Raw genomic sequence first — 15,482 nt, 5'->3', positions numbered from 1 at the left:
AATTTATGAGACAAAATGGCGTAAATTTAAGAAAATAAAATGACAATTAGTCAGGTTGCTCGAATTGAATTTAGACTATTAAATTAAGAATTTTATGGGATTATTTGGAGGTTTATTTGGGAATTCAAAAAGTGATGATGGGAATGCTTCGTCAGATATACCTTGGATTTCCTTGAATACAATTGGTCAATTGAAAGACATTAAGGAAGCATCTAATAATAGACCACAGGTTATATTCAAGCACTCAACGTCTTGCGGTATTAGTAGAATGGTTTTGAATATGTTTAAAAGTAGTTATGGTCTTGAAAATGGACAGATGGATCTTTACTTTTTAGACTTATTGGCAAATAGGGATGTATCTAATGCGGTAGCTTCAGAATTTGGGGTAATGCATCAATCGCCACAAATGTTGATAATAAAAAATGGGGTAGTGGTAATCCACGATTCTCATGGAGCAATATCTGATATAAAATTAGAACAATATATATAAAAAAGCCCCGTACTAAACGGGGCTTTTTTTTTAGTTGAACCTTTGATTGTTAAGAATATTTTTAAGATTATTTTTTAAATCTTCACCAGCATCATAAACCATTTGTTCGTTACTGGGAAAAGGAACTCTTGCCAATTGTAATAGTGAAACCAAATCATTGTCTAAAGCTCTTTTGTCTCCATCGTAATTGGCGTAAATATGCTCAAATACGAACTGACTGGATAATGGGTACTGATTAATTTTCTGTTGCTTTTTTATATCAATAAAACTTACAACACCTGTAACTTGTGCACTTTTAAATTGAGTAAATTGGTAAAAATCACATCTTACAGTTTTAAATTTATCAACCTTTATACTATTGCCTAAACTGTCAGAAACTACATTGCCATTACGATCTTCAACAAAAGTATATCCGTCTTTAATCTGCTTTTCCTTACTTATTTGTTTCTCTCTAATTTGTTCGGGAGAAATATTAATGTCCTGAAAAGAAACCTCCATCTGATAATCGTATAGTTGATTCTGTATTCTATTAGTGTGGTACTCGGTCCAATCAGAATTCAATCCATAAGTATTCAAATTTAAAAGTTCATCTTCAAGCCTTTTTGGTATTATTTGATCTGTATTATTCGTCATTTCTACAATAACAAAATCTAACCCTTTTTTATATGCTTCATCTATCTTGCTTACAACATCTTTGAAATTAGGATTAATCTCTTCTAAATAATTAAGGTCATTATACGCATTTCTATAGTCAGACTTATAATTAGCATCTTTTAATAGCGTTGTTGCCTTATTGTATAAAAATTCGGATAAATTAGTTTTAGCGGCAATTATATCCTCATCATAATTTTTAAAATTAAACTGCGCCTTTCTGTTTTCGTCTTGAATATACAAAGGAAGCAATGGTCGTATTCTTTCCTGAATAGATTTTAAACGTCCGTATGTATTATAGATTTCTTCGTAATTAGCAGCATTACCATCCTTTTTAAGGAACTTTATATGTTGTAATTCTCTTTCGGTATTTTTTTTATACCCTTCCTCAAGCAGAACAATATACGTTTGATTACTTTTTTTGGTCTTGTTCTCTGCAATATTCATAACTGCTTTATTAATTGCAGCTTCGTAATTGCCAGAATTAAGAGCTTCTTGCGTTTTCTTAACGCCACTACAAGAAAGTAGTAGACCTATAAAACTAAATAGTAGAAATTTTTTCATGTCTATTAATTTTAGAATTTATTAAAGCTATTCAACAGCCGTGCCATAAAAGGGTTATTACTTAACGTAATAGGATAAGGAATAGTATATTTTCGTTAAGATGCTTAACTGTCATTACTTTGGCGTCTTTTAAAAAAAATATAGTTATTAACTTATTTTAATAAATAAGTTATGTGTTTGTACTGTTTTTTATATTTCATTAAGTAGGCTATTTGTATTTTAGCAGCTTATTTAAAAGATATAGTAACATGCAACGCGATACAACAATATTTAAACTTATTGAAGAAGAGAAGCAACGTCAAATTAACGGCATTGAATTAATTGCCTCTGAAAACTTTACTAGTCCTCAAGTTATGGAAGCCCAAGGTTCTGTGCTTACAAATAAGTATGCAGAAGGTTACCCTGGAAAAAGATATTACGGAGGTTGCGAAGTAGTTGATAAAGTTGAGCAATTGGCTATTGACAGGGCTAAAGAGCTTTTTGGTGCGGCATATGCTAATGTACAACCACACTCAGGTTCTCAAGCTAATGCGGCAGTTTATCATGCATGTTTACAACCAGGAGATAAAATATTAGGTTTTGATCTATCTCACGGAGGGCACCTAACTCATGGTTCTCCCGTAAATTTTTCAGGTAGGTTATATAACCCTGTTTTTTATGGAGTTGATAAAGAAACAGGTAGATTAGATTACGATAAAATTCAAGAAGTAGCTACAAAAGAGCAGCCGAAATTAATTATCGCTGGGGCATCTGCTTATTCTAGAGATATGGATTTTGAGCGTTTTCGTAAAATTGCAGATAGTGTAAATGCTATATTGCTTGCAGATATTTCTCATCCGGCAGGATTAATTGCAAAAGGATTATTGAACAATCCTATTCCTCACTGTCATATTGTTACTACAACAACACATAAAACATTAAGAGGTCCAAGAGGAGGTTTAATATTGATGGGAGAAGATTTTGAAAACCCATTTGGCATTAAGTTGAAAAACGGTAACCTTAGAAAAATGTCCGCTTTATTGGATTTAGCAGTTTTTCCAGGTAATCAAGGTGGTCCTTTAGAGCATGTTATTGCTGGTAAAGCAATTGCTTTTGGTGAAGCATTAACAGAATCGTATGCAACTTATATAGCGCAAGTAAAGAAGAATGCCGATGCAATGGCTAAATCTTTTGTGAAACGTGGTTACAACATCATTTCTGATGGTACGGACAATCATATGATGCTTATTGATCTTAGAAATAAAGATATTTCTGGTAAAGATGCAGAAAAAGCATTGGTTCTTGCTGATATTACGGCAAACAAGAATATGGTGCCTTTTGATGACAAATCTCCATTTGTTACTTCGGGTATTCGTTTTGGAACTGCAGCTATTACCACTAGGGGCTTAGTTGAAGGTGATATGGAAATAGTTGTTGATTTCATTGATCAGGTAATTACAAATCCTGAAAATGAAACTATAATCAAAGAAGTGAAAAGTAAAGTAAATGCAATGATGAATACGAGACCTATTTTTAATGCTTAATTAAAAATAGGTTTGGTTTTTTATTCTGATAGAAACTCTAAATCACCACTTACATAGGTATTCTTGTTCACATCATAAATAGATGCTTCGTCGTCCTTATCTAAATATATTCCCCAAAATTCAGAATATGATTTTGGGACCATATTTAGTTGATTTTCGTTAGCATCTATATTTTCTATTATATCTTCAAAAATAGGAACGAAAATTTCATATGGTTTTTGAGTAAGACCTCTTGTTAAAAAGACATAGTTAAATGCAATTTGCTTTAAAATGTCATTTAATTGGCTTGGTATACTCTTTTCATAAATTCTTTTAATAACAATACTTGTATCATTTAAGAAAAAGGTAAGTTCTTCAATATCTATATGATATTGATTCTGTAAATCAAGAATATCTAAGGCATGTTGTAAAGGAGATTCTTCTTTGCCATTGCTTCCCCAACGTCCGGTATTAAAGTGCGCAAGTAGCTCCAGCAAATCTAAATTACAAGTTACTTCTACTACCAAACTAATGGAGTTAAAGGTAATATGCTTATTATTAAGCTTTACACTTGAGAAATAATGAAAACCAAGAGAGTTTAGAAATTCGTCTAAACCATTAATTTCTTTGGTGTATTCTAGCTTTGAATTGTTTATGAAGTTTTCGTAATTAAATGGCATACAAGAAAAATTATAGCATTCTTTCTTATAAAGATACTTTTCTCACGTTGCAATTTCATATAGGAAAACCTTAGAATTTATGAGGATATTATGTTAAAATGAAGATAAAAATCATAACTAATTGAAAATCAATTAGTTAATAATTTTACAAGAATCCGCGGGTTTTAGCTTCATTTATTAATGCAAGATCGTTTCCATTCTTAACATCGAATAAAGCTTTTAGTTGTCTTTTTCTAGCTTCAACAGTGGTATTTGCAGAGCCAATTAATGGTGCTATATCTCTTGTGTGTATACCTTGGGAAAGGTGATATAGTATTTTTTGGTCTTGTTCGTCTATTACAATGTCTGTAGACATTCTTCGGCGTATTGCAGAAAGTGCACTTGCGGTGTAATATGGAGATTCATTAACTATAGTTTCAACCATTGTTTTTAACGACATTTCATCAATTTCAGATTTAACCATATACCCATCTGGATTTACGGTTTTAAAAATGTTATTGATTCTGTAGTTGTCGCTATAAGAAGACATGAAAACTACTTTTGAATTGGGTACTTCAGCTCTTGCAACCATTCCTAAATCAATACCAGTTCTGATATCTTTAGATTCTGGTGAGAATAATTGAATATCTAACAGAATTAAATCATAAGGTACTGCGCGCTTAGATAATTCAATTTTACTTTTACCTTTTTCAAAACTAGTGGCAATTTCAACTTTTACATTAAAGCCAGTAAAATCAGAGTCTTCAAGTATATATTTATACCCCAAAGCTGTCATTTCGTGATCATCTACCGCTAAAATTCGTACAGTGTTCATAAGTTACGATTCTATTGTAATTTACTAAACGTTTTAATACTAGGTATTATTATTTATTATTTTTTTAGTTTCAATTTGTATCGGAATGTTCAGGGAGATTGTAGTGCCTTGTCCTTCAGTTGTATCAATATGAAATGAACCATTTAATTTATCCATCCTAGAAGTAATATTTCTAATGCCAATACCTTTTTTACCTTTATTAAGATTGAAACCGATGCCATTGTCGCTCATTATTACATTGAATTTCTCATCATCTCGGTGAAAAGTAACTTCAAAATATGAGCAGTTTGCATGCTTAATTGCATTTTGAAATGTTTCTTGAATTATTCTGTATACATTAATTTTTACATCACCAGCTAGGCTGTCCCAGTTTTCGTCTTCGTTAAAATGAAAGAATGTTTTAATGTCGATATTTTTGTTGTTTGAAAGTAGTGTTTCAATAGAGTCTGTAAAGTTGTTGATTTTTTGATAGGCACTGTGACTTAACTCATGTGATATAGATCGTATTTCATTTTCAATTTCTTGTAAGGAGCCTAGTGCTTTAGATTTTTCTTGTATAGCCTCATCGGTAGCGCGTTTATTAAGTCCTGTCAATATCATACGGGCACCTAGCATTTTACCTAAGACACCATCATGAAGTTCTTCTGAAATACGTTTTTGTTCTAGCCTTTTAACTTCGTCTACTTTTTGTTTTTGCATTAACATGAGATTAAAAATCTCTTGGTTATTTGCCTGTTGTTGTTGGTCAAAACGTAATTTTTGATTTTTAGCACGTTGGTTAATGATAATGTAGATTGACAGACCAAGTAAAAAGAAACCAGTTGCAATACCGATCCACATTTGCTTTTGTTTAGAAAGCACTTCTTTTTCACTTTCCAATTCTAAATTTTCTGCTATAAATTCATCTGTTTCAAAGCGTATACGAGCAAATTTATTCTGTTGTTTACGTTCTTCTTTTTGAAGGCTGTCACTAAGTATGGTGAATTTTTGAAAATATTCAGTAGCATTAGCGTTATCTATGCCTGCGAGAAAAGACCAAGTTTTAAGTAGTCGTTCATTATTATTACTTTCAATTGAAAATTTTAACGCCTTTTTAGCATTGTCGAATGCTGTTAAAGTATCTTTTGCATAAAGGTTGTATTCAGCTAAACCATAGTAGCTTGATGCTAAGCTTCCTAATGCTTTCTCTTGGTGCTTTATATCAATAGCTTTGATCAATAAGTTATGTATACCAAGTGTATCTTCGTTGTATAGCTTGGTAGTAGCTAGGTTACTTAAAGCTTTTGCGTATAAATTCGGATTTTTTACAAGGATATTACTGGCATTTATAACACTTTCAAAATTTTCAATTGCTTTCTTGTATTGTTTAGTGTTTCGATAAACAATACCTATGTTATTAATAATAGGCAATTCATTTATTTTGCTATTTTCTGTTTTTTTTAAATAATAAAGCGCCTCATTATAATAAATTAATGATTTTTCATATTCCTCTAAATCACCTAGCAGTATACCAAGAAGATTATAACAATTGTATAAGTTGTAATTATCATTTAAAGGCTTAAATAGTTCAATTGCTCTTGTGGTATTTGCTTCACTGCCCGTATAATCCTTTATCTGCATTTGTATGGATGCCATATTTAAATACATTATTCCTGATAATGCATTTTCATTAATGTCTTCAAATGTCTTCTGAGCTTCCGAGTAATAATAGAAAGCACTATCCTTAAAGACTTTGCCTTGAAAAAAATAGCCCATATCCCAATAGGCTATACCTAACGCAGTGGAGTCCTTGATTTTTTCATTTGTTGTAATTGCTCTTTTATTTACTTTACGAAATAAAGAACTATCAGTTACAAATATTTGATTATATGAAAGGGTAGAAAAATAACTGGCTTTTAAGGAATCGTTACTTGAATTTTCAGCAAAAGCATATGCTTTTAATTGTAGTTTTAACTTTTCTTCATTTGTTGTGGTAGGTTTTTGACTTTTTGCAATCCAGATAGAAATACTATCATTTTCTAACTTAGTTGTTGTGGTTGTTTCTGAAGAAGGTTTTGTTTTTGCACAACTGGTACAAAATATAACTAGCACGAATATTGAAAAATAATATTTAATCAAAAAAAAATATTTGGAGATAGAAAACCAAGGTATAAAAAAAAAGCCTTTAACATTAATGTTAAAAGCTTTTTTGTAATATGTTTTTATATTCTTATGCGATTTTACCTATAGGTCTATCTCCTCTTGTATCATTGGTATGGCAATCATCACAAGCAAGTGCTTTAGAAATATCGTTTAAGAAATCAAATTCACTATTTAAATTTTGAACAGCCGCTGTTGCTATTCCTAATGTCATTACTGCTACTGCTAAGATACTTGTTACTTTTTTCATAATGTTCCTGTTTTTTAGGGGTTCTTTGGTTTATTCTATAGCCAAAGTACTATTGTTCCTCAAGTAACAGTCGCAATATTTTAAGTCTTAAGTATATGACCTAATTCTGCTAGTATATGAACCAATTGTGAGAGAATACTTTAATTTAAAGCGGAAAGGGTATTTTTTGAGAGAATAGTTTTTAGGTTATTCATATTCTCACGGTATGACTTTGAGAATGGAATGTTCTCATTCACCGTTTTTAAGGCGCAGATAGATTTGCCAAAGTTAATGCGAGAAACATAGCTAGTATTTACTATATAACTTTGATGTATACGCATAAAGTTATCTGGCAATGTTTTCTCAAAAGTTTTTAACGTTTTAAAAGCATTAATAATTGTACCATCTTTCATAAAAAATTCAGTGGTATTATTATCTGCTTTTAAATAAAGAATATCATTGGTATTTAAGTATTGAAAATCGTTGTAGGATTTAAGGCATAAAGTTGCAGGAGCCTTTTCTTTTGGCATTCTTTTTTGAAGTTTCAACAAAGATTTACGAATATCAAATTCATTAAAGGGTTGTAACCAATAATCAAAAAAACCATTTTTTATGGCGTCATATGCGTAATTTTTGGTTGAAGCAATACCAATTAAAATAGGTAATTGACTCATATATTGGTGAATTTCGGTCACCATTAAAAAAACTGATGAATAGTCGTTATTTAAGTTTATAAAAACAATATCAGGAGAATATTTTAAAATATCGTTTAAACCATCTGTAGGGTTAGTGGTAGTATTTATACATTCAAAATCACCATATTCGTCTAAAAATGCATGCAATTGCAAATTTGAGACAGCATCAGAGTCTATTATGGTATATGTGTAGTTCAAAAAATATAATGTATACTACGAAATTAAACATAGGAAGGAAAAAGGAGACCTAGAATATCCTTATAAAAACCAAGGACATATTGATATAATACCTATTTACGGGGCTTGTGAGAGAAAAATCTGTCATTATATTTAAAGAAATATCTAAAATTCCTTCTCTTTTGCTTGAAAAGCTCCTAAATCTGGACTCATTATTCGTGTTATTCCAATTATGTCTAAAGGTGTAAAATTTGCTGTATTTACATCCCCTTTATTAATTATTTCAGAATCTAGTCCAATTCTAAAATCATTTTCAAAAGGAAAATAATAATCTAAATTTCCATTTGTTTGAATGTTGGAGTAGTGGGCGGGATTATCAAATTGATAGAAAGAACTATCATTGGTTGAAGATTGGTTTTCATTGAATTTGATAAAACAATTTTGAAAATTATAGTTCAAGCTGTTTTCGTTATTAGATTGAAGGGAGATCTCATTCTGGCTACTGCCGTCAATAATGCAATTTTTAAAATCTGCCTTTATCAAATCTAACCCAAAGCCATTATTGCTGCTTGTATTGCTTATTACTACAGAAGGATTAAACCTGAAGCCTTTATTCCAGTAATTTGCAATTGTAGCGTGTATAAAAGAATAACTGCCTCCATTTTCTATAAATAGCGAAGAACTACCCGATCCACCTAAAACAATATTGTTAGCTTCTATTTCAGCACTCTTTGACCATAGATTATACCTAGTGCTATTATATATACGGCTGTTTGAAATGTTTAAAGATGCTTCAGCTTCATTTTCTTTTCCTTCAACGAACAATCCAACTGTTGCATTTTTTATGGTAAGATGATTTATAGTGTTGTTTGTACTTCCTGCACTAATCCAAATAGCTCCCCATTGCCCTGGTATACTAGCAAATTCTGTTTCTAATCTATCACCTTCAAAAACTACCTCTCGCTCTAATAATTCATCACTTTCACTTAGTTCGCCGTTTATGGTTAGTGTGGCTTTATTTTTTACTAAAATTCCAGAATTTTGATGAAAATGAACTCGGGCACCTGCGTCTATAATTAGTTCTTTATCTTCAGGGACGATGGCGTATCCATAGATAACATAAGATTTATCTTTAGTAAAATTTAAATTTTCATCTGGAATATTAAACCCTTCTATCTGAATAGGATTACCAGATTCATCATTATATAAATCAATATGTTCAGTATTACTATTGGCAAAAAGGAATATGGCATTTTTTGCCAATGTTACTAATTCAACAGATTGTAAATTAGGCTCATTATCAAATTGAATTGCATCGGTATATAAAAGCTCATTTATGGAGTTGTCCGTTATATCTATTGTTGTTTCAATAAGAATGAAAAGACTATCTTTTGCATAAATGGGAATATCGGTAAAATTATTACCTGCAACTCCGTCAACATTCAGTCGGTAAAAGCTTTCAATGCCATTTCTAAGAGCAATGTTGGGTATAATGACATCATCCTTAGTGTCATTATAAACTTTGAGAGTATAGGTGCTACTGCCTATATTCGAGAAAACGGTATCTAGGTAAACGGTATCTTTAGAAAAAGACAAATGACCATTACTGGCGGTGTATTCAAAATCTTTTCTACAAGATGTGCTCCATAGAATAGTAAACAAAATAGATAGAGTAATTAATATTCTAATACGCACAGTTGCATTCTTTTTGCATTACTAAGTTAGCGGAAAATTTCTTTTATCTCTTCAGGGATTCTTACAGGTCTATAAGATTTACTATTTAATAAGCACCATTCTGTACTTGAACGAACTAATAATTTATTGGTTTTACCATGTTTCATCTCTACAATTCTAACACATTTAGCACCAGAACTAGATTCTATGTGTGTTGATATAACAATTGGGTCATCTAATACTGCTGCCCGCTTATATTCTATATGATGAGTTAATACTACCCAAATAACGTCTTGCTGCATTTTTGCAGTTGCTACTGTTTGCCAATGTTCTTTAGAAATGTCTTGTATCCACTGTACATAGCGCACATTGTTTACATGGTTTAAATCGTCTAAATCGTCATGCGAAACAACAATCTCTTTTTGAAATGCCATATTTCTATTTTTTCTCTATTTGCACTTCAAACATTTTGTCCCAGAACTTACCGGTAACGAAAAATGTCTTGCGTTCTGGGTGGTACGCTATACCGTTAAGCACGTAATTTGTTTTATCCCAATTCTCAGTTTTAGTAATGATATCACTTAAACCGCTGAAATTGATAACACCTTCTATAGCTCCTGTTCTACTATCAATAATCATGACACTCGGTTTTTGATAAACGTTAGCATAAATTTTACCATCTACATATTCTAATTCGTTGGCTGAATTAAATATTGATGAGTTGGTTACCGTTTCTATGTAACCTTCCTCTGTCATTGTATCTGGATTCACAAACCATATTTTTTCAGTTCCATCACTTTTATAAATTTTAGAGCCATCATTAGTCAAGCCCCAGCCTTCACGACTTTTTCCATATTGAAAGTTGTCTATTTTTTTAAAAGTATCTAAATCATAAATAAAACCTAGACCGCTTTGCCATGTTAGCTGATAGATTTTATTATTCAATATAGTTATGCCTTCTCCAAAGTAAGTTTCATCTAAATCTATTTGTTCAAAAACCTCACCGGTTTTAAAATCTAACTTTCTTAGAAAGGACTGTCCTTTTTTTCCAGTAGACTCATATAATGTATCGTTGTAGAATTCTAAACCTTGCGTGTAAGCCTTTGTATCGTGCGGGTATTCATTAATAATAGTATAGGTATATATTTCAGGAGCTTTTTCTGAGAGTACTTTTAGGTTTTTATTAATAGCTACGGTTTCGCCATCAAATGTAATTTTGGCTGTCAAAATCTTGTTGCCTAATGTTGGTAAATTGATATGTATTTTGTCATTTTTAACCGGAATAACCTTGCCGTCAATACTATACTGAACGCTTTCTATATCTTTTTCTTTTTTATTTTTAATACTAACACCAATTTCTTGGTTCTGGTTAACCAGGTTTGCATTTTTTTCTAGAGCAATTTCGAATAGAGAAGATGCTTTTTGGTTACCGCTACCGCATGCAGTGAATAAACTGGTAATAAGAGTGATACAGATAATTTTTACAATTCTCATTAAGAAAATGGGTGTTTAAGTTTGCTTAGTAATCGTGTGCAGGAAGGGTCTCTTGCTATTAATAGGCAATTTAATTCATAAAATTTAGAATGTAAAAGGATTGTCAAAGTTTTAAAAGATTGTATATTTGCACCTGGCAAGTCCTACACGACCAGCTCCTGTAGAATCCCCCAGGGTGGGAACACAGCAAGGGTATATGGTCGTAGCGGTGCGATGTAGGTAGCTTGCCTTTTTTTTGTGCCTTATTGTGAAATAAATCAACTTAAGGTAACATATTCAAAACCAATTCTATATAACGTTTAGCATCGCTTATTTTCTATAAAATGAAAACAAAAGTAGTTCTAATTACAGGTGGGTCTTCAGGTATCGGTAAAGCAATTGGTATACATTTAAGTACATTAGGGTATAAAGTTTACGGTACTACTCGTGACAAGAATAAATATCCATCATTTTCAGAGTTTCCTCTTTTAGAGTTGGATGTTAGAAATGAAGCCACTATTAAAAGTTGTATAGCTTCTTTGCTAGAGAAAGAAGAAAGAATAGATGTGCTTGTGAACAACGCTGGTGTTGGTATTACCGGACCAATGGAAGAAACACCTCATGAAGAAGTTTTAAAAGCATTTGCCACCAATTTTAATGGACCTTTAAATGTAATGAATCAAGTTCTACCGGTAATGCGTAAGCAGAAAGGTGGGTTGATTATAAATATTACTTCCATAGCGGGCTATATGGGTTTGCCTTACAGAGGAATTTATTCTGCTTCTAAAGGTGCTCTTGAAATAGTAACGGAAAGTTATAGAATGGAAACTAAGTCTTTTGGTATAAAGCTTACAACTTTAGCACCAGGTGATTTTGCTACAAATATTGCCTCAGGTAGATATCATACGCCGGTTTTTGAAAATTCTCCATATAGAGAAGCTTATAGAAATACTTTAGAAGCTATAGATGCAGACGTTGATAGTGGTAGTGACCCAGCTGAAGTCGGCAAAAAAATAGCAAAAATTATAGAGACCAAGAACCCTAAACCACACTATAAGGTTGGTACTTTTATTCAGAAGTTTTCTTTGACACTTAAAAACTTGTTACCAGGTCGTTGGTTCGAAAAACTATTAGAGAGCCATAGTAGCCATTAAGTTTTATGCCCAGCAGATAAATTTAGTAATTGCTATTAATTATAATAGATATTTGAGAAGCCATCTACAATTACCGCATTTTCAGTAATAATAGCCTTGTTCATAGGGTAGAGAACTAATTTCTCGGTAAGCTCTTTAAAATCGTTACTGTGATATTGTAGAGATTCGTCTACACCAAGATTTTTTAGGATAATCTTCCATTGATCAAAATCGGTTTTAATATTAATACCAATTAATTCAAGATCAGGTTTCTTCTCTTTAAGTACGGCAACTCTTTTAAATATCTCTTGGTATTGCTTTTTGTTGGTGCCAGACCAGAAATAAAACATTACTTTCTTATTCGCTGCAATTTCGGTTAATGTTTTGTTTTCACTATTAAATGAAATAACATCTAAATCTGGAATAACCTTTTGGGGTTGAAGGTTTGCAATACCTTGGTAAAGGTTTTCAATCTCATCAATATGAATATTATTCTTGGATACGTTTTTAAATTCCTTTAAAAAGATTTCTGTGTTTTCCGGAGCATCCTTCTTTTTTAAGAGATAATCAAAAGCAACATTTCTAAAGAGGTTGTCTCTTAATTCCTTTTCGATAACTAAGCTATCTATTAAATGAAGTTTATGCTTTTTATAATGCAGCTGCTTGCTTTCTACTTTATTGCTTTTGTCACAATCCTTTAAACAATTCATGTAAGATAAGTTGCCAAAGTGTGCCTTCATGAAATCGTAGTAAGGTCTTAAGTACGTAAGTGTGTGATCTCCGTAATTTATTTGATTTCTGTAGGAATAGAAATTTTCAGGCAGATCATGAAAATTTTCTTCAGCAGTCTTTCTTTTATGGTGAAAAGGATAAATTTCTTTATATCTATTATACGTATAATCAATGCTTCCGTTCAACAATTTAATTGCCTCCTCGGAAATTAAATTGTCAGTGCTTAATTCTTGTAACCTAGAGATTTTGTCTTGTTTTAGAGATTCAATTTTTTCTAAAAAATCTTTTGGTTCTAATTCGTAGTACTCAGAGTACATGGCAGAATCTTCATCTTCAGTAGCTAAGAAAAGTTCTAAGAGAAAATTATTTGTCTCTTCGTTACTCCCGGAGAAAACCAAAGATTCATCAAAATAAATGGTGTTAAGGCGTACCATTAAGCTATCACCTTTTTCTAAATATACATATTGGTGTTCTGGTGCTAAATTAAAATGGTACAATCCATTTTCTATAGCGGATAATTTAAACTTAAATCTATTTTTATCATCTAGCTTGGCAGAATCTATTTTTAGTCCACCTTTCATTAAAATGACTTGATCACTCGTAGGGTTCACAATTTCACCAGCGAATAAAACAGTATCTGAATCTTTTTTTGTAGAAGAACAACCTACTAATAAGGCTACGCATGTAGAGAGTAAAAATCTTATCATATAGTTATGGGACTGGTGTTAGCCAAAAATAATAAACCTAATCACCAGATGTTGTTAATAGCTAGTTAAATGTTGTCGACCGCTAACTTAAGAATCTTTTGTCGAATTTGATGATAAACTAGGTAGTGTAAGCCTATAAATTCAGTATTTTTGCACGGATTTTTAAAATTTATTTCTATGTTATCTGTTTCTAATCTTTCTGTTCAATTTGGAAAAAGAGTTTTGTTCGATGAAGTAAACGTTGCTTTTACCCAAGGTAATTGTTATGGTATTATAGGTGCCAATGGTGCTGGTAAATCAACTTTCCTGAAAATACTTGCTGGACAAATGGATCCAACTTCTGGCCATGTACATTTAGAGCCAGGTAAAAGGATGTCTATCTTAGAGCAAAATCATAACTCTGCAGATGATTTTACAGTGTTAGAAGCTGTAGTAATGGGTAATAAGCCTTTGTATAAAATTAAGAAAGAAATAGATGCTCTTTATGCAGATTACGATGATAAAAATGCAGATAGAATAGGGGAGTTACAGGTAAAGTTCGAAGAAATGAATGGTTGGAATGCAGATAGTAACGCTGCTGCCTTGCTGTCTAATTTAGGTATTAATGCCGATTTGCATTTTACTTTAATGTCAGAACTTGATAGCAAATTAAAGGTACGTGTACTTTTAGCACAAGCATTGTTCGGTAATCCAGATGTTTTAATTATGGATGAGCCTACCAACGACTTGGATTATGAAACAATTAGTTGGTTAGAAAACTTTTTAGCAGATTATGAAAATACGGTAATAGTTGTTAGTCATGACCGTCACTTTTTAGATACGGTATGTACAGATATTGGTGATATTGATTTTGGTAAATTGAACCTTTATTCTGGTAACTATACATTCTGGTACGAAAGTAGCCAGTTAGCTGCTCGCCAACGTGCACAGCAGAATAAGAAATCAGAAGAAAAAGCAAAAGAATTACAAGAATTTATTGCACGTTTTAGTGCAAACGTTGCAAAAAGTAAACAAGCAACTTCTCGTAAAAAGATGCTTTCAAAACTAAAGGTTGATGATATTAAACCATCTAGCCGTAGATATCCTGCTATAATATTTGATAGGGAGCGTGAAGCTGGAGATCAAATATTAAATGTTGAAGGTCTTTCTGCATCTACTGATGAAGGAGAGTTATTATTTGATAATGTGAATATTAACCTAGCTAAAGGAGACAAAATAGCTATTATTTCTAGAGATTCTAGGGCTACTTCGGCTTTCTATGAAATTATTAATGGTAATAAAAAAGCAGACAAAGGTACTTTTCAATGGGGTGTAACCACTACACAATCATATTTACCTGCTGATAATGCAGATTTCTTTACGGATAATATAAATCTAGTAGATTGGTTAAGACAGTATGCAAAAACCGAAGAAGAGCGCGAAGAAGTATACATACGTGGTTTCTTAGGTAAAATGCTATTTAGTGGAGAAGAGGCACTTAAGAAATGTACAGTTTTATCTGGTGGAGAAAAAGTACGTTGCATGTTAAGTAGAATGATGTTAATGCGTGCTAACGTGTTAATGCTAGATGAGCCAACTAACCATTTAGATCTAGAAAGCATTACTGCATTTAACAATTCTTTGAAAAACTTTAAAGGAACAGTTTTGTTAACTACCCATGATCATGAATTTGCGCAGACAGTAGCAAATAGAATCATTGAACTGACTCCTAAAGGCAACATTGACAGGTATTCTACGTTTGATGAATATATGTCTGACAAGGCATTAAAAGATCAGCGTAATAAGATGTACGCTGAATAAGCATAGAATAGATTAACCCAAA

Annotated in this window: 14 protein-coding genes and 1 other RNA gene; 5 read left to right on the top strand and 10 right to left on the bottom strand. The window is 31.9% G+C overall.

Annotation, left to right across the window (positions count from 1 at the left end):
- Positions 1-94 precede the first annotated feature (94 nt).
- Entirely contained in the window at positions 95-490 is a 396-nt protein-coding gene (gene ytxJ / locus P178_RS0116360; protein ID WP_027067230.1) for a bacillithiol system redox-active protein YtxJ, read from the top strand.
- 30 nt (positions 491-520) lie between these two features.
- Here ytxJ and P178_RS0116355 read toward each other — a convergent pair whose 3' ends face one another.
- Positions 521-1,705 carry a hypothetical protein gene (locus tag P178_RS0116355; protein WP_027067229.1) on the bottom strand — a complete coding sequence of 395 codons (1,185 nt, stop codon included), beginning with the start codon at positions 1,703-1,705 and terminating at the stop codon, positions 521-523.
- Positions 1,706-1,953: 248 nt separating this feature from the next.
- On the opposite strand from P178_RS0116355, the gene glyA reads away from it, so the two are divergent.
- Positions 1,954-3,228, top strand: coding sequence for a serine hydroxymethyltransferase (gene glyA, locus P178_RS0116350; protein WP_027067228.1), 1,275 nt, complete (start codon positions 1,954-1,956; stop codon positions 3,226-3,228).
- A gap of 20 nt (positions 3,229-3,248) precedes the next feature.
- Here glyA and P178_RS0116345 read toward each other — a convergent pair whose 3' ends face one another.
- From P178_RS0116345 to P178_RS0116310, 8 genes are all read right to left on the bottom strand, one after another.
- Positions 3,249-3,887, bottom strand: coding sequence for a hypothetical protein (locus P178_RS0116345; protein ID WP_027067227.1), 639 nt, complete (start codon positions 3,885-3,887; stop codon positions 3,249-3,251).
- Positions 3,888-4,032: 145 nt separating this feature from the next.
- Entirely contained in the window at positions 4,033-4,701 is a 669-nt protein-coding gene (locus tag P178_RS0116340; protein ID WP_027067226.1) for a response regulator, read from the bottom strand.
- Between the two features lie 39 nt (positions 4,702-4,740).
- Entirely contained in the window at positions 4,741-6,792 is a 2,052-nt protein-coding gene (locus P178_RS0116335; RefSeq protein ID WP_027067225.1) for an ATP-binding protein, read from the bottom strand.
- Positions 6,793-6,910: 118 nt separating this feature from the next.
- Positions 6,911-7,090 (bottom strand): hypothetical protein, encoded by a 180-nt coding sequence (locus P178_RS0116330; protein ID WP_027067224.1) that lies wholly within the window; start codon positions 7,088-7,090, stop codon positions 6,911-6,913.
- Positions 7,091-7,230: 140 nt separating this feature from the next.
- Positions 7,231-7,962, bottom strand: coding sequence for a LytR/AlgR family response regulator transcription factor (locus P178_RS0116325; protein ID WP_027067223.1), 732 nt, complete (start codon positions 7,960-7,962; stop codon positions 7,231-7,233).
- Positions 7,963-8,106: 144 nt separating this feature from the next.
- Positions 8,107-9,636 carry a hypothetical protein gene (locus P178_RS0116320; protein ID WP_051638337.1) on the bottom strand — a complete coding sequence of 510 codons (1,530 nt, stop codon included), beginning with the start codon at positions 9,634-9,636 and terminating at the stop codon, positions 8,107-8,109.
- Between the two features lie 26 nt (positions 9,637-9,662).
- Entirely contained in the window at positions 9,663-10,049 is a 387-nt protein-coding gene (locus tag P178_RS0116315; protein WP_027067221.1) for an acyl-CoA thioesterase, read from the bottom strand.
- A gap of 4 nt (positions 10,050-10,053) precedes the next feature.
- Positions 10,054-11,109 (bottom strand): glutaminyl-peptide cyclotransferase, encoded by a 1,056-nt coding sequence (locus P178_RS0116310; protein WP_027067220.1) that lies wholly within the window; start codon positions 11,107-11,109, stop codon positions 10,054-10,056.
- Positions 11,110-11,243: 134 nt separating this feature from the next.
- On the opposite strand from P178_RS0116310, the gene ffs reads away from it, so the two are divergent.
- Together ffs and P178_RS0116305 are read left to right on the top strand one after the other, a co-directional pair.
- Positions 11,244-11,342, top strand: an RNA gene (gene ffs / locus P178_RS22955) — signal recognition particle sRNA small type.
- 90 nt (positions 11,343-11,432) lie between these two features.
- Positions 11,433-12,242, top strand: a complete 810-nt coding sequence (locus tag P178_RS0116305) for an SDR family oxidoreductase (protein WP_027067219.1) — start codon at positions 11,433-11,435, stop codon at positions 12,240-12,242.
- A 35-nt stretch (positions 12,243-12,277) separates the two neighbouring features.
- Here the strand turns inward: P178_RS0116305 and P178_RS0116300 are convergent, their stop codons facing one another.
- A complete protein-coding gene (locus tag P178_RS0116300; protein ID WP_027067218.1) occupies positions 12,278-13,660 on the bottom strand; it encodes a transaldolase in 1,383 nt (460 codons plus the stop codon).
- A gap of 177 nt (positions 13,661-13,837) precedes the next feature.
- On the opposite strand from P178_RS0116300, the gene P178_RS0116295 reads away from it, so the two are divergent.
- The gene (locus tag P178_RS0116295) at positions 13,838-15,460 is read left to right on the top strand and encodes an ABC-F family ATP-binding cassette domain-containing protein (RefSeq protein ID WP_027067217.1); all 1,623 of its coding nucleotides are present in this window, start codon (positions 13,838-13,840) and stop codon (positions 15,458-15,460) included.
- Positions 15,461-15,482 lie beyond the last annotated feature (22 nt).

The organism is Maribacter sp. Hel_I_7, from assembly GCF_000688315.1.
GTDB classification, from domain to species: Bacteria; Bacteroidota; Bacteroidia; order Flavobacteriales; family Flavobacteriaceae; genus Maribacter; species Maribacter stanieri.
The sequence above is the reverse complement of the archived record's forward strand: the minus strand, read 5'-3'. Positions and strand labels throughout refer to the sequence as shown.

Excerpts from the sequence above, each read along its gene's own strand:
- P178_RS0116315 (WP_027067221.1), bottom strand. The coding sequence starts at position 10,049 with ATGGCATTTCAAAAAGAGATTGTTGTTTCGCATGACGATTTAGACGAT.
- P178_RS0116340 (WP_027067226.1), bottom strand. The coding sequence starts at position 4,701 with ATGAACACTGTACGAATTTTAGCGGTAGATGATCACGAAATGACAGCT.
- P178_RS0116305 (WP_027067219.1), top strand. The coding sequence starts at position 11,433 with ATGAAAACAAAAGTAGTTCTAATTACAGGTGGGTCTTCAGGTATCGGT.
- P178_RS0116355 (WP_027067229.1), bottom strand. The coding sequence starts at position 1,705 with ATGAAAAAATTTCTACTATTTAGTTTTATAGGTCTACTACTTTCTTGT.
- P178_RS0116345 (WP_027067227.1), bottom strand. The coding sequence starts at position 3,887 with ATGCCATTTAATTACGAAAACTTCATAAACAATTCAAAGCTAGAATAC.
- P178_RS0116300 (WP_027067218.1), bottom strand. The coding sequence starts at position 13,660 with ATGATAAGATTTTTACTCTCTACATGCGTAGCCTTATTAGTAGGTTGT.
- P178_RS0116310 (WP_027067220.1), bottom strand. The coding sequence starts at position 11,109 with ATGAGAATTGTAAAAATTATCTGTATCACTCTTATTACCAGTTTATTC.
- glyA (WP_027067228.1), top strand. The coding sequence starts at position 1,954 with ATGCAACGCGATACAACAATATTTAAACTTATTGAAGAAGAGAAGCAA.
- P178_RS0116295 (WP_027067217.1), top strand. The coding sequence starts at position 13,838 with ATGTTATCTGTTTCTAATCTTTCTGTTCAATTTGGAAAAAGAGTTTTG.
- P178_RS0116330 (WP_027067224.1), bottom strand. The coding sequence starts at position 7,090 with ATGAAAAAAGTAACAAGTATCTTAGCAGTAGCAGTAATGACATTAGGA.
- ytxJ (WP_027067230.1), top strand. The coding sequence starts at position 95 with ATGGGATTATTTGGAGGTTTATTTGGGAATTCAAAAAGTGATGATGGG.